The following is a 21,349-nucleotide window of genomic DNA, read 5'->3' as shown; positions in this document are numbered from 1 at the left end:
GTAAGCTGTGTCACATGAGCCGTCAAGAACACTGGTATATCCCAAGAATCCGCGAGCGAGACTTCGCTCAGCGAACCCTTCACGACTCACTTTGTGAACGCGAACTATCTAAGGCGGTGGTTGCGGAGCGGTCCCGCCGGCGACACCGCGACCACCGCGCGCCGCTACGCGGCGAACTGCCACCAGTTGAGGTTGAACAGGTAGCCGCTGCCGCCGGCGAATCGGAGGTAGAGGTCGTGGGTGCCGGTCGCGCCGCTGACCGGGCAGGAGACGGTGGTCCAGTTCTGCCAGCCACCGGTCCCCGAGACACCGCAGCGCCCCACCACCGCTCCGCTCGGGCTGCCCAGCCGGACCTCGACGGTGCCGCCGGAGGTACCGGAGGCGACCCTCGCGCTGAACGTCCTCGCGCCCGAGCCGAACGCGACACCCTTCACCTTGGTGTAGTCACCGCTCTCGATCCAGCCCACGTTCATCCCGCCCTCGGAAGACCGTTCGGTCTCGATGCCCGAGCCCCAGGCGATCGTCTCCGCCTCCTGGCGGACGAAGGGGTTGAGCGTGCCCGCCTGCGGTGCGCCGCCCGCGGTCATGGTGATGGTCGGGATCGTGCCGTCGGCGTTGTAGGTGAACCTCTCCCCCGCGACGGACCTGGTGAAACCGCCGCCGCCCGGCAGGGCACCGTTGTGGTAGAAGAAGTACGAACTGCCCTTGAAGTCGACGATCCCGGCGTGGTTGGTAAAGCTGCCGCCCTGGATGGGCATGACCGTGCCCCGGTAGGTCCACGGCCCGGTGGGGCTGGGCGCGGTCGAGTAGGCGATGAACTCCGAGCAGCACTTCGCCGCGAACACGTTGTAGTACAGGCCGTTGCGCTTGTAGACCCACGGCCCTTCCTCGTAGAGGGTGGGACGGCTGGTGTCGCCGGTGCGGGAGCCGAAGCCGGCCGTGGTGAGCGGGATCTGGGTGGGACCGCCCGAGAAGGACGTCATGTCGGCGTTGAGCCGCACGTACCACAGGTTCGGGTTGCCCCAGTACAGGTACGCTTGGCCGTTGTCGTCGATGAAGACGGACGGGTCGATCTCGCCGTTCTCCACCAGCGGGCGGCCGATCGCGTCGCGGAACGGGCCGGTGGGGCTGTCGGCCACGCCCACGCCGATCGCCATCCGGCCGGTGGCGCGGTTGACCACGGGCACGTACCAGTAGAACTTGCCGTTGCGGGAGATCGCCTGCCCCGCCCACGCGTCCTTGCTCGCCCACGCGAACGTCCCCACGTTCATCGGCGAGCCGTGATCGGTCCAGTTCACCATGTCGTCGGAGGACCAGACCCGCCACTCCTTCATCGTGAACCAGGTCGAACCGTCCTCGTCGTGCCCCGTGTAGAGGTACACGCGTCCGTTGTGGACCAGCGGCGCCGGGTCGGCGGTGTAGATGTGCTGCACGACGGGGTTGTCCGCCTTGGCCATCGGGGGTACGAGGGCCAGGGTGCACAGGACCGCGACCAGCAACGCGCCCACCCGCCGCGGGAGCGCCGAGGACAACGGTGTCGATTTCACAAGAACCTCCGGAAGGCATCGGAACCCGCATCGACGCTTGTCACCGTCGGGCGCGGGTCCAACTCCCGGTCGCCCCGACCGTTGCGACTCCACAGGACAGCGCGCCAACGGCGGCACTCCGCGCGGCGAAATCACGCCGGGAACGGAGCGGCCTTGATTGCCAAGCCCATGTAACTACGTCCCGATGACGCCGTCAAAGCTAAAATGGTGAGCGCTAACTTTAGCTAGGCTGAATTGCTCCGTTCAGCCCATTGCGCAGAACCGGTACAGACGTGCGCGCGATCGCTGCCAGGTCGATCCGAGACACCGCTCCGGTCAGCTAAATGTTTGCGCCAACTTTAGCAAGGCGGACGAATTCGCCGTCGAACGACATTCGACCTGATCATAGTTGCGAAGAGCCTGGCACGAACCACCCGGAAGCCCTCACGGCCCGGATACCGCGCTCTACCTGCACGAAATATTTTCGTAACGTCTTGACCCGGCGTGCGCCATCGTTCACAGTCTGAGAGGCACGACGCTCGCTCATCGCGACGACTACCGCACTTCAATGCCAGCGCAATTGCATCGAGGATGCGCAACCGCATACTTGTTAGCGCTAACACACTATCGAGCGAACGTCGGCCAGTGGCCCTTGCCACCGCGACGCCGATGCACGCGGTGCGCTGATCCGTGAGGACACGTGATGAATCATTCGATACGAGCGGTCATTCGGCGGACGCCCGCGCGTCGGTCGAGAACAACGGCGTTGCTGCTCGTCGTGGGACTCGTCGCCACCATGTTGACGGCGGCGTTCGACGGCCTGGCCCTGGCAGGTACGACGCTGGGCGCTTCGGCGGCGGAGAAGGGCCGGTACTTCGGCACCGCCGTCGCGGCCGGCAAGCTCGGCGACAGCACGTACACGACCATCCTGAACCGCGAGTTCAACCAGGTCACCGCCGAGAACGAGATGAAGATGGACGCGACCGAGCCCAACCAGGGCCAGTTCACGTTCACCAACGGCGACCGGATCGTCAACCACGCCATCAGCCGCGGCATGAAGGTGCGCGGCCACACCCTGGCCTGGCACTCCCAGCAGCCGGGCTGGATGCAGCGCATGGAGGGTTCGGCACTGCGCCAGGCCCTGCTCAACCACGTCACCCGCGTCGCGACCCACTACCGAGGCAAGATCCACTCCTGGGACGTGGTGAACGAGGCGTTCGCCGACGGCGGCAGCGGCGGGCGTCGTGACTCCAACCTCCAGCGCACCGGCAACGACTGGATCGAGGCCTCGTTCCGCGCCGCGCGTGCCGCCGATCCCGGCGCGAAACTCTGCTACAACGACTACAACACCGACGGCATCAACGCCAAGAGCACCGGCATCTACAACATGGTGCGCGATTTCAAGGCCCGCGGCGTGCCGATCGACTGCGTCGGCTTCCAGTCCCACCTGACCAACTCGGCCCCGTCGGACTACCAAGCGAACCTCCAGCGCTTCGCCGACCTCGGTGTCGACGTGCAGATCACCGAGCTGGACATCTCCGGCTCCAACCAGGCCAACGCGTTCGGCGCCGTCACCCGTGCGTGCCTCGCCGTCGCCCGGTGCACCGGGATCACCGTCTGGGGCATCCGCGACAGCGACTCGTGGCGGACCGGTCAGAACCCGCTGCTGTTCGACGCCGCGGGCAGCAAGAAGGCGGCCTACACCGCCGTGCTCAACGCCCTCAACGAGGGCTCCGGCCAGCCCGGCGTCATCGACACGACCGCCTGGTACGTGTTGGTGAACCGCAACAGCGGCAAAGCGCTCGACGTCTACAACCTCGCCACGAACGACGGCGCCCGCATCACCCAGTGGTCCCGCAACGACGGCAACCAGCAACAGTGGCAGTTCGTCGACTCCGGCGGCGGCTACTACCGGGTGAAGTCACGCCTGTCCGGCAAGGTCCTCGACGTCCACGACTTCTCCACCGCCGACGGCGGCGCCATCGTCCAGTGGTCCGATCACAACGGCACCAACCAGCAGTTCCGCGCGGTCGATTCGAGCGGATACATCAGGTTGGTCAACCGCAACAGCGGCAAGGCCGTCGAGGTCCAGGGCGCGTCCACCACCGACGGGGCGAACGTCGTGCAGTACAGCGACTGGAGCGGCGCCAACCAGCAGTGGCAACTCGTCCGCGTCGGTTGATCCGACACCACTCGTCGCGCGCGGTGGGCGATCGCCCGCCGTGCGCGCGCCCCTAATTCCCCAACCTCGAGGAAGAGGAGCACGCCCATGGCCGGGTCAGGCCAACCACCGTCCACCACCGTCGCACGAGCCGGCAGGCGCCGCCGCCTCGCCGGTGTCGCCGCCGCTGTCGTCACCGTGCTAGTCGGCGGCTTGCTGACGGCGGTCAGCGCGACGACCGCGTCCGCGGCGACCGTGGACACCAACGCGTGGTACGTGTTGGTGAACCGCAACAGCGGCAAAGCGCTCGACGTCTACAACCTCGCCACGAACGACGGCGCCCGCATCACGCAATGGGCTCGCAACGACGGCAACCAGCAACAGTGGCAGTTCGTCGACTCCGGCGGCGGCTACTACCGGGTGAAGTCACGCCTGTCCGGCAAGGTTCTCGACGTCCACAACTTCTCCACCGCCGACGGCGGCGCCATCGTCCAGTGGTCCGATCACAACGGCACCAACCAGCAGTTCCGCTTGGCGGACTCCGACGGCGGCCACGTGCGGCTCATCAACCGCAACAGCAACAAGGCCGTCGAGGTCCAGGGCGCGTCCACGGCCGACGGCGGCAACGTCGTCCAGTACAGCGACTGGAGCGGCGCCAACCAGCAGTGGCAGCTCGTCCGCGTCGACGGCGGCGGTACCACCACCACGACGACCACGAACCCCGGGCAGTGCTCCCTGCCGTCGACCTACCGCTGGTCGTCGACGGGCGTGCTGGCGAACCCGAGGTCGGGTTGGGTCTCGCTCAAGGACTTCACCTACGTGCCCTACAACGGCAAGCACCTGGTCTACGCCACGACCCACGACACGGGAACGTCCTGGGGGTCGATGAACTTCGGGCTCTTCACCAACTGGTCCGACATGGCATCGGCGCCCCAGCAGGCCATGAACATCGGCACCGTCGCGCCCACGCTGTTCTACTTCGCCCCTAAGAACATCTGGGTGCTCGCCTACCAGTGGGGTGGAACCGCATTCAGCTACCGGACGTCGACCGACCCCACCAACCCGAACGGGTGGTCGGCGCAGCAGGTGCTGTCCACGGCGAGCATCACCGGCTCCGGCACGGGCCCCATCGACCAGACCATCATCGGTGACGGTCAGAACATGTACCTGTTCTTCGCCGGTGACAACGGCAAGATCTACCGCCAGGTCATGCCGATCGGGAACTTCCCGGGCAGCTTCGGCTCGTCCTACACCACGATCATGAGCGACACGACGAACAACCTGTTCGAAGCGGTCGAGGTCTACAAGGTCCAGGGCCAGAACCAGTACCTCATGATCGTCGAGGCGATCGGCGCCAACGGCCGCTACTTCCGCTCGTTCACGTCCAGCAGCCTCGGCGGTTCGTGGACGCCGCAGGCCGCCACCGAGAGCAACCCCTTCGCGGGCAAGGCCAACAGCGGCGCCACCTGGACCAACGACATCAGTCACGGTGACCTGATCCGCACCAACCCCGACCAGACCAAGACCATCGATCCCTGCAACCTCCAGTTGCTCTACCAGGGGCGCGATCCCCGCTCCGACGGCATGGACTACGGCAAGCTGCCGTACCGGCCGGGCCTGCTGACACTGCGACGCTGACCGGACCCGGAGCCCCCGCACCCCGTGCGGGGGCTCCGGCCGCATCGCCGCCGGAAGCGGCGGGTAAGGAGCTGTCATGTCTGTCCCCGATCGACTCCCGCGTCACCTCACGCGCGGAAGAGGCCGGTTGTCGCGGATGGCCGCGGTGATGGCCGCAGTCGTGCTCGGAGGCGTGACGGTCGTCTTCGGTTCGGCGACCAGCTCGGCGGCGACCGTCGACACGAACGCGTGGTACGTGCCGGTCAACCGCGCCAGCGGCAAGGCGCTGGACGTCTACAACCTCGCCACGAACGACGGCGCTCGCATCACCCAGTGGACCCGCGGCGACGGGGATTGCTCCTGAGTCGCAGCGAAGCAGGCAGACGCTTCCGAGCAGCCCTTCGAACTACAGGAACTTCACGAAGCCCGTGACGCCCTTGCCGCCCTTCGGCTCGAGTTCCTTGACGTCCGTCGCCGAGTCGACTGCGTAGCTCGCGCCGCCCCCTCCCCCGCCGCCGGCGCCGGCGTAGGTGCCGGCGTCACCGCCTTTACCGCCACCGGAGCCAACTACCGGACCGCGGTAGCCACCGCCACCACCGCCGCCACCGCCGGCGGTCTGCCCCGCGTCGCTACCACCGTCGCCGTCTTTTCCTTTTGCATTACCACCTGAGCCGCCGGCGCCTCCGTAGGTGCCGTCGCCCGCGGTGCCGTCGCCAGGTCGAAGTCCCCCGGCACCACCATTGCCACCGTTGAGACCGTTGATGCCACCACCGCCCCCACCGCCACCGCCGCCGCCACCGACGATGAGGACACCCTGTTCTGCGCTGATGACAGCACTGGCTCCGCCACCGCCGGCCCCACGAGTGGAGTCGACGTTGCCGCCACCATCAGATCCGCCGGGACCACCGCTCGCCCATGTGCTGCTGCCCTTGTGGTATCCGTGACCGTGATCTGCGACGTGGATCGTGAGTTGGTCTCCGGGAGTGACCTTCACCGTGGCCTGGATCGGTCTCCCGCGGCCCGGGCCGCCGGTAGGCCCGGTGCCGTATCCGCCCTGACCGCCGGCCACCTGCATCGTTATGGTGGAAGTTCCGTCGAGGACACGGTATCCATAAGTCCCTGGTTCGCTCCAGCTCTTGGTCGCGCTGTCGCCGCCGAGTGCGACGTCAACGATTTCGGTTTCGTGAGTGGTCGAATCTTGCGTGGTCACGGATTCCCCCTCTTCGGTGGGATACTCGATAAATTGCAGGCACTGGCACCAGCGAGTGTCGATATCCGCTCAGGAGCAGGAAACCTTGTCCTGCCGAGTGCAGAGCAGAGAGATATTGCCCGGCGAGGGCTATCAGCCCTGGGCTGGCCGTTTTGGGCAGCTTGACTGTAAGCGCCGGCCAGGGGTCCGTCCACACCTCTTCCGTGCACCTGCGAGCAACCACCCGAACGTGTCGGAATGACGTGACACCCCGTACAAGGCGCGGAGGACAGTCACCCGGGCGATACAACCAGCCGAGCAAGCGCAACACCCAACAGCTACCACCGGACCTGCTCACCGCTGTACCCGGTCGCCCGCCGGCACAGCTGGACGATCTCAGCTTTGAACTCCGAGGTGAACGACCGGCGAGGCCCGCCCACGACCAGGTAACCCACATGGCCAGCCGGGCCGGCGCCACGAACGGCGCGACAGACTTCTTCCGTTCGGGTGAAGTCACCGCGGCCAGACCGGTGACCGGGCCGGCGACCTCCACCACCCACGTCCAGGAGGAGATGGTCCACGCGAGCCTCGCGCCCGAAATCCGACGCGAGGGACGTTCGCGGTCTCCTGGTTCGGTGTGTACCACTGCACGCGGGCGTTCCTGCCGATGCTCATCGCCGCCGACCAAGGGGTTGTCGTCAACACGGCGCCGGTGAGCGCGCTCTGGGCGAGTCTGGGAGGCGGGTCGGCGCACACCGCTCCCTCGTCGGCGAAGTTCGCGGTTCAGGGCTTCCCCGGACCTGGCGTCGTGCCCTCGGCTCGGTGTTCGCCGACTACCGGCCGGTGTCCAGCGCCGCGCGAACCGGACATGCCATCGCCAGCACAAGGCGTTCCATGGCGGTCGGACCTCGCAAACCATTCACCACCCCCTCGGGCTGCGCTCGATCTTCAGAGTCCACAGGCACAAAAGGGATACTCGACTGATGCGAGCCGAACTCATCCTGGTCCGACATGCCGAGCCGCTGCTCCCGTCTCCCGGCGGACCGGACGACTACCACAGGCAGTTGACCGAAGTGGGTATCGCTCAAGCGGAACGCCTCATCGACGGTTTGGTCCAGACCATGCCCAGCGTGATCGCCTCGAGCCCGTATCTGCGGGCCATGCAAACCGTCGAACCCACCGCACGTGCAACAGGCATGACCATCCAGACCCACCATGACTTGCGGGAATGGGACTCCGGTCTCGAACCCACTCCCGACTACGCTCGCCACTACGCCGAGAGCTGGGCCGACCCGCACTCCGCCCGACCAGATGGGGAGAGCCTCCAGCAACTCACAGATCGAGCCACCGCGGTCCTCAGATCGCTCGCCCGGCAACACCCGAACGGGACTGTGATCGTCGGCAGTCACGGCACATTCATCTGCAGGGCCTTGGTCGGATTCGGATTCGCCACGATCGACTGGCCCTTCAGCCACGGGATGCCCATGCCGGCGATCTACCACATCCACTTCACCGACCGAGGGATCCGAGCCACCGGGCCGGGACTCTGAGGTGGACAACACCACCGAGCAAGCCTCCACGTCACTGTGTCGCGACCATGTCCAGCCCGACGTCACGCACTCCGGCTCTGGCACCGGACGTGTTCAAGGAGGACGCGGCAGATGCCGTCCCGCAGACGCGGGCGCCCGGGTCTTCCTCAGCGGCCTCCGCGTCCCCCGGATCAACAGGCGCTGCCGGCGAGCACGATGTCTCAGGCCACCAAGCCGTGCCGGTACGCGTAGACGACGGCCTGCACCCGGTCGCGGAGGTCGAGTTTGGTGAGTATGCGCGACACGTATGTCTTGACGGTCTCGTGGCTGAGGACCAGTGTCGCGGCGATCTCGCCGTTGGACAGGCCGTCCGCGATGAGCCTCAGCACCTCCAGTTCACGCGACGTCAGCGGAACGTCGGCCGGGGTGGTCTGGACGGGCTTGATCCGCTCGGCGTACCGGCCGACGAGTTCGCGGGTCACCTCGGGCGCCAGCAACGACCACCCGGTGGCGACGGTGCGGATGCCGTGCAGCAGCTGCGCGGGCGGCGCGTCCTTGAGCAGGAACCCGCTGGCGCCCGCGCGCAGCGCCTCGTACACGTACTCGTCCAGGTTGAACGTCGTCACGACGAGCACCTTGGCGGGGTTCGCCACGCCCGCACCCGCCAGCAGCCGGGTCGCCTCGATGCCGTCGAGCACCGGCATCCGAACGTCCATCACCACCACGTCCGGGCGCAGCCGCTCGGCGAGGTCGACCGCGGCGCGCCCGTCACCGCACTCCCCCACGACCTCCAGGTCGGGCTGCGCGTCGATGATCGTCGCAAAACCGGTGCGGACCAGCGCTTGGTCGTCGCACACCAGCACGCGCACCGGCGCGGTCACGACGGGTTCCCCGCCGGGATGCGGGCGCGCACGACGAAGCCGCCGTCCCGCCTGCCCGCGCTGAACTCGCCGCCGAGCACGTCGACCCGGTCGCGCAGCCCGGCGAGGCCCCGGCCGCTGCCACCGGGTGACGCGGCGGACGAACCCCCGCCTTCCGTGCCGACCTCCACCACGATCTCGCTCCCGCCGTGCCGCACGTGCACCGTGGTCCGGCTGCCGTGCGCGTGTTTCAGCGCGTTCGTCAACGCCTCCTGCACCACCCGGTACGCCACCACCTTCGCGCTCCCCGCCGGCGGCACGCCTTCTTCGCTGAACTCGACCGGCTGCCCGGCCTGCCTGGTCTGCTCCACGAGCGCGCTCAGCTCGCCGACGGACGGCGTGCGCGGGTCGGCGTCGTGGTCCGGGTTCAGCAGGTCGAGCAAGTGCCTCAGGTCCCCGATGGACCGGCGGCCGGTGTCGCTGATCGCGGCCAGCGCCTGGTCGAGGCGCTCGGGGGACCCGGTCAGGTACCGCGCCGCCTCGGCTTGCACCACCATCGCCGTCACGTGGTGCGTCACGACGTCGTGCAGCTCGCGGGCGATGCGGGTGCGTTCCGCGAGCCGGGTGGTCTCGGCCACGTGGCGTCGGCGATCCGCCTCCCCCGCCCTGGACAGCCGCAGCCACGCCCCGATCGCCCACGCGGCGGCCAGCGCCAGGTAGAACGTCACGAACCCGGCCACGCCCTCGGTCGACCCGTGCCGGTCGAGCGCGACGGCCAGCGGTACGTACGCCACGGAGGCCAGGACGGCGGTGGTGCGCCGGTGGTGGTCCAGGTGCAGGCCGGTGCTCAGCAGCGCGATGGGCAGCGCGGTGCCCGCGACCGCGTGGTAGCCGAGGAGCTGATCGGCCGCGAACCCGATGGACACCAGTGCGAGGCAGACGAGCGGCCACCGCCTGCGCACGATCAGCGGCAGGCATTCCAGCGCGATCACGGCCATGGCCAGCGCGTCCATCGGACGGGTCGGCAGTTCGCCGAGCTGGGTTCCCCGGCTGTGCAGCGCGGGCACCAGCGACGCGAGCACCAGCGCCAGCGCGAGCGGGACGTCCCGGACGGTGACGTCCCAGCGTCGCCACAGGCCCGGGATCTGCCGGAGGCCGATCACCCGGCGAGGGTAGCCGCGGGGACGGGGCGGCGGCGCAGGGGCACCATGGTGCCGCGCCGCCGGGCCAGCCACAGGAACACCACCGTCACCGCCACGCCGGCCAGCACGGAGTACGCGCTCGCCTCCGGGCCGAACTCGCCGCCGCTCAGCAAGTACGGGCCGGACGTCACGCCGTCCAGCAGCCCCTTCGGAGCGTCCTGTCCGGACACGCTGGTGCTGAAGATGCCGCCTTGCGCGTAGTTCCAGCCGAAGTGCACGCCGATGGGCACCCACAGGTTGCGCGTGGCGGCGATTCGACGGCCCGGAATCGTCACCGCGCAGTGGACACCTGCGTGTAGCTCGCACGGGGGACAAACCCGGGAGAAGGTCGGGGGCAGGTGACCCGCGCGGACGACGTCCGGCAAGCGCAACGCCGGTGGCGCTCGCCTGGTGCGGTGCGTGCGGCGGCGGGCGGCAGGCTAGTTTGCCCGGGTGAGCCTCCTCGATGATGTGGCCGAGCGCGACGCTTGGCGGTGCTGGGTGTGCGACGAACCGGTCGACCCCGACATGTCGGTGAACGACCCGCGAGGGCCGAGCGTCGACAGCCGGACCGCCGACCGGAAGGCCAAGGTCGCCGAGCGGCTCGCGCACCGCGGGTGCAACACCCGCAAGGGCGCGGTCAAAGTGGTCATCGCCTGGCCGGACCGCCTGCACGTGGCCGACCCGGCGCCGCTGATCACCGTGGCGGAGAGGCTGGAGCGCAAGGGTGGCCGCGAGATGGTGGCGCGGTGTCCGACCGAGCAGGACGCGCGAGAGGCGGCGGACTGGCTGGTGGACCGGTTCTCCCGACTGGTGCCTGGGCTGCCGGTGACCGCCACCGTAGAGCCGGGCGGAGGCCAGTTCCTCGTCGTCGTGGCCACCGGCCGCCGCTGACCGGGATCATCAAGCGCACGCTCGCGTCGAGCTGAGCTGTCGGTCCACCAGCCGCGGTCAGGGCGACGGCGATCCCGCCGAGGCTCAGGGAGCCGAGCGTGGATGTGGATCGGGGCGGGGTTGGAGCTGCCGCCGCTCACCGGGCGTCGATCAGTCGCCGGCCCGGCACCTCTTCGAGGATGCTCAGCGAGTCACCCCGGGAGTCGTCCTCCACGACCGGGACTCAAGGACGCGACGGGTCGGTGTCCGCCCGGCTCGCGGACGGGCGGGTGGCGGCACCGATCCGGCCCCTTTCCGCGCCGATGCTGGTACCCTCGCCGCGATGATTACCCGTCTGAGCAGATCGGGGGTTCCATTCGCACAAGGTGAGTGCTGATGCACCCCTTGACCGCGAATGAGGACTTCCGCCTCCTTTTCTGGGCGCACGTGCGCGAGTTCGCCGTGCCGCCGTCGATGATCGAGTCAGCGACCGCCCGCCGGGTGGTGGGCGACTGGGCCGGGGCCTGCGCCGCGGCGCGCGTCGACGTGGATCTGAACCTGAGGGCCGTGGGTCGCGCCCACGGCCGGCAGTTCGCGGCGCAGGTCCGCGCCGACCTGCGTCACCTGGCTCCCGACCTGCTTCGCTGGCACTTCCCGAGGATCCGTCCGGACGGCCTGTTGCGGCCGGGCCTCACCGTTTCCCTCGCTCGGTACCCTCCGCCGGCTGACGGTGGGGACGCGATCCACCTGGTCGCGCGTACGCCGCCGGCTTGGGCGGATGCCGGTCAGCGGATCAGCCTCGCGCTGTGGGAACCGTCCTACTACGTGCCGGACACGCCACCGGCATGGGCGCGGGTGGTCACCATCGGCTGATGGCTCGACGATCAGGCCCGTGTGGCCGGGCCCACGGATCGGTGTGGCAGGAGGCTCGGAGCCACACCGATCCGGACGCCGGCAGGAGCCGCAGCCTCGGGGTCCTACCGGGCGCGTTGCCTGCGGAGTACGGCTCCGGCCAGTTCGGCGGGTGTTCCCGTGGTGCTGTCGACGGTCATGTCGTAGGGGATGCCGTGGTCGTGAACCGTGCGGTAGTGGCCTCTTGCGAGGCCGTTCGGGTTGCGACGGGCGCGTTCACGCTGCTCCGCTACCGCCAGCGGGCACGTGACGCGCACCAGCAGCACTTCCAGACCCGCCAGCGCTTCCCCCCACTTCGGCAGCAGGTCCGGGGTCAGCAGCATCTCGTCGATGACCAGGTCGTCACCCCCGTGGGCGAACGCGGCGGCTGCGGTCTGGGCGGACAGCAGCATCCGCAGTCCCACGTGGCCGTAGCGGATGACCACCGCCGGGTGCCCGTCCGCGTCGCCGCCGGTGCGGTCGTACCAGAAGCCGTCACGGCTGAGCGGACCGTCGCGTCCGCCGCCCCAGTTCGGCGGCACCAGGCTGAACAGCGTGTCGATGCCCCAGTAGACGAACGGGGCGTCGCTCTCGTCCTGGACGGCTCGGGCGAGGGTGGTCTTGCCCGCACTGGACGTCCCGTTGAGGAAGATCACCCGGCCGGGACGGTCACCGCTCCGCATCCGGCCACGGTATCCGGTCGGCATGGCGTGCATCGACCAGCGCCTCGCCCGCCGCATACCCTTCGTCGGTGATCCACGAACCTCCGCTGCCCACCGACCTGGCAGGCCTGTTCACCGAGGGGGACGCCACCGGTCGTTCCTTGTCCGTCTCGTTGCCGCCCGGGCGTGCCGTCGTCTCCGACGAGGGGGATGGTGACGGGCCGGCGTTCTGGCTCAGCGATCGACCGGCCCCGCCAGGACTGTGGGCTCGACTCCGCGCCGAGCACGGCCGTTCCGGGCTGTGGCCGCTGCTGCTGCGCGCTCTCGACGATGACGAGGACTTCCGGCCCTGGGGGAACGGCGAAGTGCTGCCGGACAAGATGTCCTCGCCCGACCAGCACGACCCCGCCGTGCTCCTGTCGTCCTGGTGGGACAGCCACACCGGTGTCGACGACAACGACATGCTCTCCTCAGCCGCGCGACTGGCTGTCACGGCGCCGTACGGTCGTCGGTGGCCCGGTCTGACGTCGCCGCCGGCCGTGCGGACCACTCCGGATCGCGCCTCCGACGACCTCGCCGAGGAGCTGCTGACGGCCTGCGGATCGATGCGTCTGGGATTGGTGGCCGCCGGCTGCGGGGCCGACGCGGTGACCGCGGCCGGGTGGACCGGCCCGGCCAACCACACCGGCGACACCGCCGAGATCTCAGCGGTGCTGCGCGACTGGGAGCACCGCTTCGGCGTGCGTGTCGTCGGCGTCGGGTTCGCCACGCTCTTCCTCAGCGTCGCCGCGCCGCCCGCCACCCGGGAGGAAGCGCTCGCCGTCGCCGCCGAGCACTTCGCGTTCTGCCCGGACAACATCTGGCAGGGCCGCCAACCCGGCACGCTGGCCGCGTACGCCGAACGGCTCGTCGGTGACGGCTCCTGGTCGTTCTGGTGGGACTGAACCCGGTCTGAACTGGACGGTGGCACAGTTGACGCCATGACGACTGCCAGGAACGCCCGTCACCGGAAGCTCTCCACGTTCCTGGCCTCGTGCGGCGACGACGAGCTCGCCGCGCTCGTGGACACGGGCAGGGCCGACAGCGCGGGTGTGGGCGGCGGCTCGGCGGTGCTCGACGTCGACGGCGTGCCGGTGTTCGCCAAGCGGGTCCCGCTGACCGATCGGGAGTTCGCCAACCCGGGCTCCACCGCGAACCTGTTCGACCTCCCGGTGTTCTGCCAGTACGGGGTCGTCAGCCCCGGGTTCAACGCGTGGCGGGAGTTGGCCGCGAACGTGGTCGTCACGGACGCCGTCCTCGCCGGCGAGGCGCGGTCGTTCCCGGTGCTCCACCACTGGCGGGTGCTACCCGGCCGGTCCCCGGTCGCAGCCGAGCACGCCGACATCGACGCGGTGGTCGCGGCCCTGGGCGGCCACCCGGCCGTGCGCGTCCGGCTCGAAGCGCTGGCCGCCGCATCGCGCAGCCTCGTGCTGTTCTTCGAGTACATCCCGCACCCGGTGCCGGAGTGGCTGCGTGAGGACCCGGTGGGCAAGGCCGCCTCGGTCGAGCGGCAGCTCTCGCAGATCGTGACGTTCCTGCGCGACCGGGAGTTGCTGCACATGGACGGACACCTCGGGAACATGCGCACCGATGGGAAACTGCTCTACCTCAGCGACTTCGGGCTGGCCACGTCGCCGCGCTTCGACCTGTCGGACGGCGAGCGCGACTTCGCCGAACGCCACGCCACCCATGACGCCGGCTACGCCGCCATGCGACTGGTCAACTGGCTGGTGACCGACGTCTGCGGGGTGCCGACGCCGACCGGCGGCGGCCCGGTCGCCCGCAACGAGTACGTGCGCCAGTGCGCCGCCGGCCACATCCCGGACGACGTGCCGCCCGCGGTGGCCGCGATCCTCGCTCGGCACGCACCTGCCGCCGCGAAGATGAACTCCTTCTACTGGAGGCTGTTCGACGGCGACGTCCACGCGGAGTACCCGGGCTGGTGAGGCGCTGCCCAGAGCACCACCGGCTCGGGCGCTCGGCGACGGCTCTCCGCTGCCGCGAGTGCCGCGCGCACTCGTGCGCCGTCAGGCGGCCGGTCGCGCAGGGTTCCGACGCGCGAGGAAGGCGACGAACTCCGCCCGCTGCTCCTCGGTCATCAACTCCTTGTACACCGCCTGGGCCTGGAATCTGCCGAACATCAGGTACCACGCGTCAGGGGTGTCCACGACCTGTTCGAGGATCGACCACGAGGACTGCCAGCTGTACGAATGGGCGTTCACGGCGAAGTGGGTCTCCCCCAGCGTCATCACGTACCCCTCCCGCGTGGCCATGCTCTGCACTCGCATGGAGTGCGCCACCGAGTACGGCTCCGACAGCACGGCCAAGGCCCCGCCCATGACGATGAAGACCGCCCCCGTCCAGGTGGACACGTACTCCGTGGCCAGCGCGGCGGCGGCGCCGATGGCCACCACCGCGCCCATGACGCGCACCCACTTCAGCTGGCGGCGGATCAGGAACTTGATCACACGCCTCAGGCGGCGCTCGTCGTAGGAGACGGAGAAGGAGATGTCCACGCGCGGATGCTAATCGCTGCGGTTCACCCGGCCGAGTGATATTGGGTCGAGATCTCCCGAGGCCCGCGCCCTGGCGACCCTTCTGCCGCACGGACCGGCCGCCCGAACCACCGACCGTTCAGATGACGATGACGGTGAACGCGTGCACGCACCACGGCCCGTCGTAGTTGGTCACCCACACGCTCCCGGAGTGCCCGTCGATCTTCTGGCCCTTGGCCGTGCCCTTCAGGTAGAGCTGGAACGAGTTGGGACCCGCGGTGATGCCGTCCTTCGCCGAGTTGACCACGAGGTCCGGGTCGTGCCCGACCAGCTCGTCGACGTGCTGCGGCTTCTTGATGCCGTCCGGGCACAGCTGGGCCTTGGCCTTCGCCGCGTCGCCCGCGTTGAGGTTGTCCACGAAGGTCCGTGCGGCTGCCAGCGCGGCGGGGTCGACCGGTTTCCCGCCCGCGGTGGGCGTCCCGGGGTCGGTCGGGGCGGTCTCGGGACTGGTGGGAGCGGTCCTGGGACTGGTCGGCTTGGTGCTGGTCTTGCCGGCGTCGGCGCGGGCGATGTTCTCCCAGCACCAGGCGCCGCCGTCCCGGACGACCTTCACCTCGAACTTCTCCTTCTTCCACGTGGAGGCCACTTCGATGGTTCCCACGGCCACGTCGGCGGAGGTCTTCGGGCTGCCCACCAGTTCGGCGCCGCGGAACGGGGCGACGTCGTCGATGACCTTGTGCACGGCGGACCCCGCTTCCGGGCAGGCGACGCCCTCCAGGAACTCGACGTCCTGCGAGCCCAGGGCCTCGGCCACCGCTCCCACGAGCCGCTCCGGATCGGCGCTCGGCGGCACGGAGGAGGACGTCGTGGGCGCCGGGGCGGTCGTGCTGCTCCCGCCGGAGCCGCCCTCCCCGAGGAAGAAGCCGGGCGTGACGAACCCGGTGAACCCGAGGCCGCCCAGCACCAGCACGACGAGCACGACCACCGTCACGATCGCCGCGGTGTTCCGCTTCGGAGGCGGAGGTGGGCCGAAGCCGCCGTGCTGCGGAGCGCCGTACCAGGACGTTGGCCCGTGCTGACCCGGCGGCGGCGTCGGCCCCGGGAATCCCTCGGATGGACCCTGCTCACCGAACGGCTGCTGCGGATACGTCATGTGGCTCCCCCGCTCCTGGTCGTGGCTTTCGACGTGAGGCGGCCGTCATCCGTTCCCTCGGATGGCCGATCCGCCGGGTGCGGCAGGTCGCCGCCGAGGCGGTGTTCACAACACGTCGTTCAGCCTGCGGGGAACGAACCTGACCACGCGCTGCACCGCTTGCTCGGGATCGACACCGGAGCCGGCCGCGTTCGCCGTCCGCGGTACCGGCCTGGTCGAGGCGGGGTACGACGACGCGCGGCGCGACACCGTGCCGGTGGTCGTCTCCGGTGGCCGTCCGCCGTCGGGCGCACGACGGTCGTGGACAGCGCGGCGGCGATGTCCAGGCGGCCGAGCCCTGCTCGTGCACGCCCAGCACCGGGTTCGGCCGCGCGGACGCGGTCAGCGACGCCTTGAGCCGCGCGTCGCCCCAGTCGGGGTGCCGCTGCGCCGGCAGAACACCGCCTCAGGTCGTCGGTCCGGCGGTGCGGGCGGCAACCTCGAAGATCGGTTCGACCGTCGGCCACGAGGCGATGCTCGCCGACGCGTACACGACGTAGTCGATGCCGTTGAGCCGCCAGAACCGACCCACCGCGTGCTTGCGGTTGCCGTCCGCGCCGTAGAGGAACTCCCACTCCACCGTCTCCACCACCGCGTCCGGCGAGGCGAGGCGTTCCAGCCTGAGCCTCTGATACCCCTGGCGGATGCCGGAGTTGTCCGTCTCGTTGCCGGCCACCGAGTCGAGCAGCGAACCGGGGACCGAGTCGCTGCCGCCGAACCGGAGCACGTCACCGGGGTTGGTCGGGCTGTCCGCCTGCTGGTTGGACGCCAGCGCGCCGGGGCGCACCGGCCAGTCCGCCGGGATCACGACCTCGATGCGCGCCGGTCCGGCCACCCTCCGGTAGCCGATCGGCACGTCGTTCGGCACGGAGGTCGTGACCGCCGTCGTCCGCCCCGTCGTGGTCGTGGTCCGCCCGGTCGTCAGCGACGGCTCGGCCGCCCGGTACGCGCTGGGTGTCGTGGTCAGCGCGTGACTCGCGACCGCCGACACGTCCCCCACGCCCGCCTGCGGTTGGCCGCGCACCGCGACGACGACCACGACGGCCACCACCGCCAAGAACGCCACGGCCCCCACCCCCAGCACGATTGGTAGACCATTCCCTTTCTCGGACGGCTCCGGCGGCGGTGGCGGTGAGGGCGGCGCGGCCTGCGGCCCGACCGCTTCGCCCGTGCCCGCGCCCCACAGCGGGGCGACCTCGGCCCGTGGGCCGCCCTTGTTCTCCGAGTCGTTCACGTCACGCACCCCGTCCATCGCCCCGAAACAGGCATCGATCGTCGCACTCACTTCCGAAAAGCACGTTCACCAGACACAATCGCCGTCGCACGTCCCGACGTTTCCCCTTCCTCGGCGCAAGGAGCCTGAAGTGGTGGCGAACTCCTGCGACACTTGCGGAAACCCGCTGAGCAGTAATGACTTGCGCTGCCCCGGTTGCGGTGCGTTTCCGACCGGTTCCGGACCTCCACAAAAAGTGAGCAGAACACGCATTTCACTCGAGCGCACACCTCCACGTCCTACGAGAATTGCGGTCCGCGTTCCGGGTCGGGTCACGATCGGAACGGTGATCGACATCGGCACCGTCCGTCAGGAGGCCGTTGTGGAACGGACGACAGTTCTCCTCTTGCGGTTCGGGATGGTCCTGACGGCCGGCGGGCTGGTGGCCTCGGCGCCGCTCGGCGGCACGGCGCTGCTCGGCAGAGCGGCGTTGGCGACGGCGGCCTGCCTGGTGCTCGCCGCCGGGCTCGGCGTCGCGCTCCGCGCCACGCTGCCCGCCGACCTCCGGCGAGGGGTGCCGCCGGTGCGGTGGTCGTTGACCCTGCCGGTCCGCGCCCAGATCCGGAGTCTTACCAGAGATGTGCAGGTCATGACGGTGATAGAGGTATCAGGTGCGGAGCACCGGTGCTACGCGCGCGGTCGGTTCAGCCCCGCGCTGCCGAAGCTGGGGGACATGGTCGACGTGTACGGCAGGCGCACCCGGTCCGGCCCGGTGGTGATCCGCCACCTGGTCGACTCGACCACGGGCCGGACCACGGCGGTCCGACCTCGCCGCCGGGAAGTCGCCACCCGGGTCACCGCTACGGCGCTGGCGGCGCTGTGGACGGCCACCGGCGTGGCCCTGTGCGCGCTGCTCGCACTCGGCTGAAGTGACTCGTAATGAACCGAACCGACCGGACGATGACCCTGCCGACGACGAAAATCGAATCAGTCCGCACGGACCCGAGGGCGGGAGTCCGCACGTGCCCCGGCCATTGATCAACGCGAAGACGACGGCGTTCGGCCCACGGGCGCCGAGCGTCCGGACGACAAACCGGACAGAGCGGATAAGCCAAGCGCAAAAAAGATCGAATCGTTACCTGGACGCGGTCAGGGCGCTCGACAGCGGCGGCCGGCTGGGCACCGCGGAAGTGCGTGATCTGGTCGACGGAATCCGGCGGGAATTCGAGGCGCAATACTGCTCGACGCCCATCGGCATCGTCGGCAGGTGTTATCTGGGCGACCCGTTCGAGGTGCACACCCTGGCGCTCGACGGCGCGATCATCGAGCACTACCGGACCGGCGTGGCGGTGCCCGGCGGCCTGGAACGAGCTAGACCACTGGCCATCTCACCGGTCTACCTGGCGATCGAGGTCTACACCGATCGGATGGTGTGCGTCCGGGCCGACGGCACGACCGCCGTCTTGGAGGAGGAAGCGTGAACTCCGTCAACATCCCGCAGTTGGGCGCCCTCACCAAGGCGGTCAACGACGTCACCAACGCCACCGTGCGGCTCGCGGAGCAGCAGGACAAGATCCAGCGCTCGGTCAACGTCGTCAGCACCAAGCAGGACCAGGCGGCTCAGCAACTGGGCGCCCTGCAGGCCGCGTTCGACAAGCTCGCCAACGACCAGCGGTTGCAGCACAACCTCCAGGTCGCGCACACCAGGATCATCGAGGTCCGGCAGACGCTCGACACCGACTACGGCCAGTTCCGCAAGGTGCGCCGGCTGGCGACCGGCACCATGCAGGCCCTCGACGTCGGCATCGTCTCGCACGGCACCATGCGGAACCTGACCGAGGAGCTGATGCTCAGCACACCCGGCTACTGGCTGGCGCCGGCCCTGATCGCGATCGCCGCGTGGATCCGGGACGACGAGGAGCTGGCGGGCAAGGCGCTCCAAGAGGCGGTGCGCCGCGACAACGACAAGGCGTCGCTGTTCTTCGCACTCGTGCTGCGGCGCCACCAACGCGACGAGGCCACCGCGCGGTGGCTGCGGCAGTACGTCGCGCGGCAGGACCCTGGCCGGCTGTCACGCGAGTTCACGGTGATCATCGACGCGGTCAGCACAGGCGCGCTCGGCCACGGCGCGAAGCCGGTCGTGGTGGATCAGATGCGCGAGTGGTACGACCGGCTGAGCGTCGACCAGGCCACCGTCGACCGGCAGGTGGACCGCTGGGCCCAGGTGATCGACGCCATGCGCAGGCCGGTGGACGCCCGGTACAAGGTCCTGCCGGTCATCAGCCCGACCTGGCCGCAGCTCAAGGCCCTGTACGAGGGGGCCACCGTGCACGGGATGGCCGAGGAGATGTTCCGCCGCATCTTCACCGGCCCGGTCCCGCTCGACCACGGGCTGCGCGAGCGGGTCGACGGCATCCTGGACAGCCTGGTGACCGGCTACGACACCGAGGAAGCGCCGCTGCGGCACGAGGAGGCCGGTCTCCAGGCGGTCATCGACGCCGCCGGCGACAAGGACGCGGCGGCGAAGGCGATGAAGCTGGTCGACCCGCTCCACGAGCAGACCACCGACTTCCTCACCCTGATCAGCAACTCCGCGCTGCAACCGGACAAGGCCGGCGTGTCGCTGGGCACCCGGCGGTTCTCCATCGCCCTGGCCAGGGACTGGATCGTCCAGGGCGCGGGTCGGTTGGAGGCCGCCAACGTCGCCTCCGAGCCGAAGGCCGTCGCGCTCCGACTGGAGGGCTGGACCGCGCAGGTGGACGGCCGCACCAACGAGCAGGCGCTGGTCGCGGGCCTGGCGCGGCACATCGACGACGAGACCGCGCGGGCCGTCGCCGCGGTGCGGTTCAGCGGGCCACCGCTGTACGCCGCGGTCGGCGCCGGACTGCTGATGTTCGTCGCCCTGCTGGCCGCGCTCAACGCGGACGTCGGCTTCGCGGTGCTGTGCCTGCTCGTCGCGGCGGGGCTGGGCGGCTGGTCGGGGTGGCAGGCGCACAGCCTCCCGGCGCGCAGGGCCGAGATCCGCGCGCAGGGCGAGCGACGCAGGGTGGCGGCGGTCGCCACCTTGCGCGGCGGTATCGCGGAGTTGGTCGACCTGCGGGGCGAGTGGCAGCGGGAACTCGCGGGCGCGCCGCGGTTCCGCGAGCAGATGGGGCGACTCGACGGCGCCGCTTTCGCGCCGCCGGCCCCCGACGAGCGAAGGGGCGCGTGACATGCCGGATCCGATGATCGACCCCCCGCACCACGGCGGCCGGCACATCCCCGAGCCGGACGCGGCGGGTTCCCGCCACACCGCGGCGGACGGTGAAGTGGCACTGACCCTGCCGAGCTGGGACCTGCTGCCGCCCGTCGAGTTCCTCAACCGGCGCCGTGGCCGGGAACCGGGTTCCCGGTGAGGCACCTGCCCGGCCCCTACGCGGCGTGGACGAGCTGGCTGGAGGCGTTCGGCCGCGGGGAGGACCTGCCCTCCGGGCACCTGCCCGCGATGACCACCGACCTCGGCCCGGACATGACCGAACGGCTGTTCAACCAGGTCGTGCAGGCGTTCCAGCACCGCCAGCGGCGGTGGCACCAGACGCTCCAGCGCGACATGCGGGCGGTCACCGCCACTCCGGCGGGCGCCACCACCTCCATCGCGGCGGCCCTGCGCAACGCACGCGGCCTGCTCTCGCCGCTGCGGGAACTGGCCGAGCTCCCCCAGTTCCCGGCCGAGCTGAGGGACAGCCTCCGCGACGCGCTGGCGGACACCGTCCGCTCGGCGCAGCGTGCCCTGGAGGACTCCGTCCGGGATGCCCCGGCGGCGTTCCAGGCCGCGATCCGCGCCAACAGCCTCATCCCCGGTCTGACCCGACCGCGGCCCGCGCCACCGGCGCCCAGGCCCGCGTCCGGCAGACGGGTCATCCTCTGAAAGGACACGGTCAC

At 69.9% G+C, this 21,349-nt stretch carries 22 protein-coding genes; 13 read left to right on the top strand and 9 right to left on the bottom strand.

Annotated features, from left to right (window positions below; genetic code table 11):
* Window positions 1-164: 164 nt before the first annotated feature.
* Window positions 165-1,547 (bottom strand): glycoside hydrolase family 43 protein, encoded by a 1,383-nt coding sequence (locus tag ACRAKI_RS12450; RefSeq protein ID WP_447007225.1) that lies wholly within the window; start codon window positions 1,545-1,547, stop codon window positions 165-167.
* A 745-nt stretch (window positions 1,548-2,292) separates the two neighbouring features.
* Between ACRAKI_RS12450 and ACRAKI_RS12445 the strand changes: the two genes are divergently transcribed.
* From ACRAKI_RS12445 to ACRAKI_RS12435, 3 genes are all read left to right on the top strand, one after another.
* Window positions 2,293-3,708: an endo-1,4-beta-xylanase gene (locus tag ACRAKI_RS12445; RefSeq protein WP_447007224.1), complete on the top strand. Its 1,416-nt coding sequence runs from the start codon at window positions 2,293-2,295 to the stop codon at window positions 3,706-3,708.
* A gap of 87 nt (window positions 3,709-3,795) precedes the next feature.
* Window positions 3,796-5,325, top strand: coding sequence for a non-reducing end alpha-L-arabinofuranosidase family hydrolase (locus ACRAKI_RS12440; RefSeq protein ID WP_447007223.1), 1,530 nt, complete (start codon window positions 3,796-3,798; stop codon window positions 5,323-5,325).
* 76 nt (window positions 5,326-5,401) lie between these two features.
* Window positions 5,402-5,668, top strand: a complete 267-nt coding sequence (locus ACRAKI_RS12435) for a hypothetical protein (protein ID WP_447007222.1) — start codon at window positions 5,402-5,404, stop codon at window positions 5,666-5,668.
* 42 nt (window positions 5,669-5,710) lie between these two features.
* Here ACRAKI_RS12435 and ACRAKI_RS12430 read toward each other — a convergent pair whose 3' ends face one another.
* Window positions 5,711-6,514, bottom strand: coding sequence for a PE-PGRS family protein (locus ACRAKI_RS12430; RefSeq protein ID WP_447007221.1), 804 nt, complete (start codon window positions 6,512-6,514; stop codon window positions 5,711-5,713).
* A 962-nt stretch (window positions 6,515-7,476) separates the two neighbouring features.
* Between ACRAKI_RS12430 and ACRAKI_RS12425 the strand changes: the two genes are divergently transcribed.
* On the top strand, window positions 7,477-8,043 hold the full coding sequence (locus ACRAKI_RS12425; protein ID WP_447007220.1) for a histidine phosphatase family protein: 567 nt from the start codon (window positions 7,477-7,479) through the stop codon (window positions 8,041-8,043).
* A 200-nt stretch (window positions 8,044-8,243) separates the two neighbouring features.
* On the opposite strand, the gene ACRAKI_RS12420 is transcribed toward ACRAKI_RS12425, so the two are convergent.
* The 3 genes from ACRAKI_RS12420 to ACRAKI_RS12410 are packed head-to-tail and all read right to left on the bottom strand — an operon-like array spanning window position 8,244 to window position 10,359.
* Window positions 8,244-8,903 (bottom strand): response regulator, encoded by a 660-nt coding sequence (locus ACRAKI_RS12420; RefSeq protein ID WP_447007219.1) that lies wholly within the window; start codon window positions 8,901-8,903, stop codon window positions 8,244-8,246.
* Complete coding sequence (locus ACRAKI_RS12415) at window positions 8,900-10,045, bottom strand: sensor histidine kinase (RefSeq protein ID WP_447007218.1); 1,146 nt, start codon at window positions 10,043-10,045, stop codon at window positions 8,900-8,902. Before ACRAKI_RS12415 ends, ACRAKI_RS12420 begins: the two co-directional genes overlap by 4 nt.
* A complete protein-coding gene (locus tag ACRAKI_RS12410) occupies window positions 10,042-10,359 on the bottom strand; it encodes a hypothetical protein (protein ID WP_447007217.1) in 318 nt (105 codons plus the stop codon). Before ACRAKI_RS12410 ends, ACRAKI_RS12415 begins: the two co-directional genes overlap by 4 nt.
* Before the next feature lie 157 nt (window positions 10,360-10,516).
* Between ACRAKI_RS12410 and ACRAKI_RS12405 the strand changes: the two genes are divergently transcribed.
* Complete coding sequence (locus tag ACRAKI_RS12405; protein ID WP_447007216.1) at window positions 10,517-10,957, top strand: hypothetical protein; 441 nt, start codon at window positions 10,517-10,519, stop codon at window positions 10,955-10,957.
* 369 nt (window positions 10,958-11,326) lie between these two features.
* The gene (locus tag ACRAKI_RS12400; RefSeq protein WP_447007215.1) at window positions 11,327-11,809 is read left to right on the top strand and encodes a hypothetical protein; all 483 of its coding nucleotides are present in this window, start codon (window positions 11,327-11,329) and stop codon (window positions 11,807-11,809) included.
* A gap of 104 nt (window positions 11,810-11,913) precedes the next feature.
* On the opposite strand, the gene ACRAKI_RS12395 is transcribed toward ACRAKI_RS12400, so the two are convergent.
* A complete protein-coding gene (locus tag ACRAKI_RS12395; protein WP_447007214.1) occupies window positions 11,914-12,510 on the bottom strand; it encodes a chloramphenicol phosphotransferase CPT family protein in 597 nt (198 codons plus the stop codon).
* A gap of 68 nt (window positions 12,511-12,578) precedes the next feature.
* On the opposite strand from ACRAKI_RS12395, the gene ACRAKI_RS12390 reads away from it, so the two are divergent.
* The gene (locus ACRAKI_RS12390; protein WP_447007213.1) at window positions 12,579-13,433 is read left to right on the top strand and encodes a DUF4253 domain-containing protein; all 855 of its coding nucleotides are present in this window, start codon (window positions 12,579-12,581) and stop codon (window positions 13,431-13,433) included.
* Between the two features lie 36 nt (window positions 13,434-13,469).
* Complete coding sequence (locus ACRAKI_RS12385; protein ID WP_447007212.1) at window positions 13,470-14,474, top strand: serine/threonine protein phosphatase; 1,005 nt, start codon at window positions 13,470-13,472, stop codon at window positions 14,472-14,474.
* A gap of 81 nt (window positions 14,475-14,555) precedes the next feature.
* Here ACRAKI_RS12385 and ACRAKI_RS12380 read toward each other — a convergent pair whose 3' ends face one another.
* From ACRAKI_RS12380 to ACRAKI_RS12370, 3 genes are all read right to left on the bottom strand, one after another.
* Window positions 14,556-15,044, bottom strand: a complete 489-nt coding sequence (locus tag ACRAKI_RS12380; RefSeq protein ID WP_447007211.1) for a YcxB family protein — start codon at window positions 15,042-15,044, stop codon at window positions 14,556-14,558.
* 118 nt (window positions 15,045-15,162) lie between these two features.
* Window positions 15,163-16,014 carry a hypothetical protein gene (locus tag ACRAKI_RS12375; RefSeq protein WP_447007210.1) on the bottom strand — a complete coding sequence of 284 codons (852 nt, stop codon included), beginning with the start codon at window positions 16,012-16,014 and terminating at the stop codon, window positions 15,163-15,165.
* 607 nt (window positions 16,015-16,621) lie between these two features.
* A complete protein-coding gene (locus tag ACRAKI_RS12370) occupies window positions 16,622-17,449 on the bottom strand; it encodes a hypothetical protein (RefSeq protein ID WP_447007209.1) in 828 nt (275 codons plus the stop codon).
* A gap of 325 nt (window positions 17,450-17,774) precedes the next feature.
* Here ACRAKI_RS12370 and ACRAKI_RS12365 point away from each other — a divergent pair, with 325 nt between their 5' ends.
* From ACRAKI_RS12365 to ACRAKI_RS12345, 5 genes are all read left to right on the top strand, one after another.
* Window positions 17,775-18,356 (top strand): hypothetical protein, encoded by a 582-nt coding sequence (locus tag ACRAKI_RS12365; protein WP_447007208.1) that lies wholly within the window; start codon window positions 17,775-17,777, stop codon window positions 18,354-18,356.
* Window positions 18,357-18,462: 106 nt separating this feature from the next.
* Window positions 18,463-18,909: a hypothetical protein gene (locus ACRAKI_RS12360; RefSeq protein ID WP_447007207.1), complete on the top strand. Its 447-nt coding sequence runs from the start codon at window positions 18,463-18,465 to the stop codon at window positions 18,907-18,909.
* Complete coding sequence (locus tag ACRAKI_RS12355) at window positions 18,906-20,639, top strand: hypothetical protein (RefSeq protein ID WP_447007206.1); 1,734 nt, start codon at window positions 18,906-18,908, stop codon at window positions 20,637-20,639. Before ACRAKI_RS12360 ends, ACRAKI_RS12355 begins: the two co-directional genes overlap by 4 nt.
* Before the next feature lies 1 nt (window position 20,640).
* Window positions 20,641-20,823 (top strand): hypothetical protein, encoded by a 183-nt coding sequence (locus ACRAKI_RS12350; protein ID WP_447007205.1) that lies wholly within the window; start codon window positions 20,641-20,643, stop codon window positions 20,821-20,823.
* Entirely contained in the window at window positions 20,820-21,335 is a 516-nt protein-coding gene (locus tag ACRAKI_RS12345; protein WP_447007204.1) for a hypothetical protein, read from the top strand. Before ACRAKI_RS12350 ends, ACRAKI_RS12345 begins: the two co-directional genes overlap by 4 nt.
* Window positions 21,336-21,349 lie beyond the last annotated feature (14 nt).

It is taken from the genome of Saccharothrix isguenensis (assembly GCF_052936305.1).
This window is presented reverse-complemented; position numbering and strand designations above follow the sequence as displayed.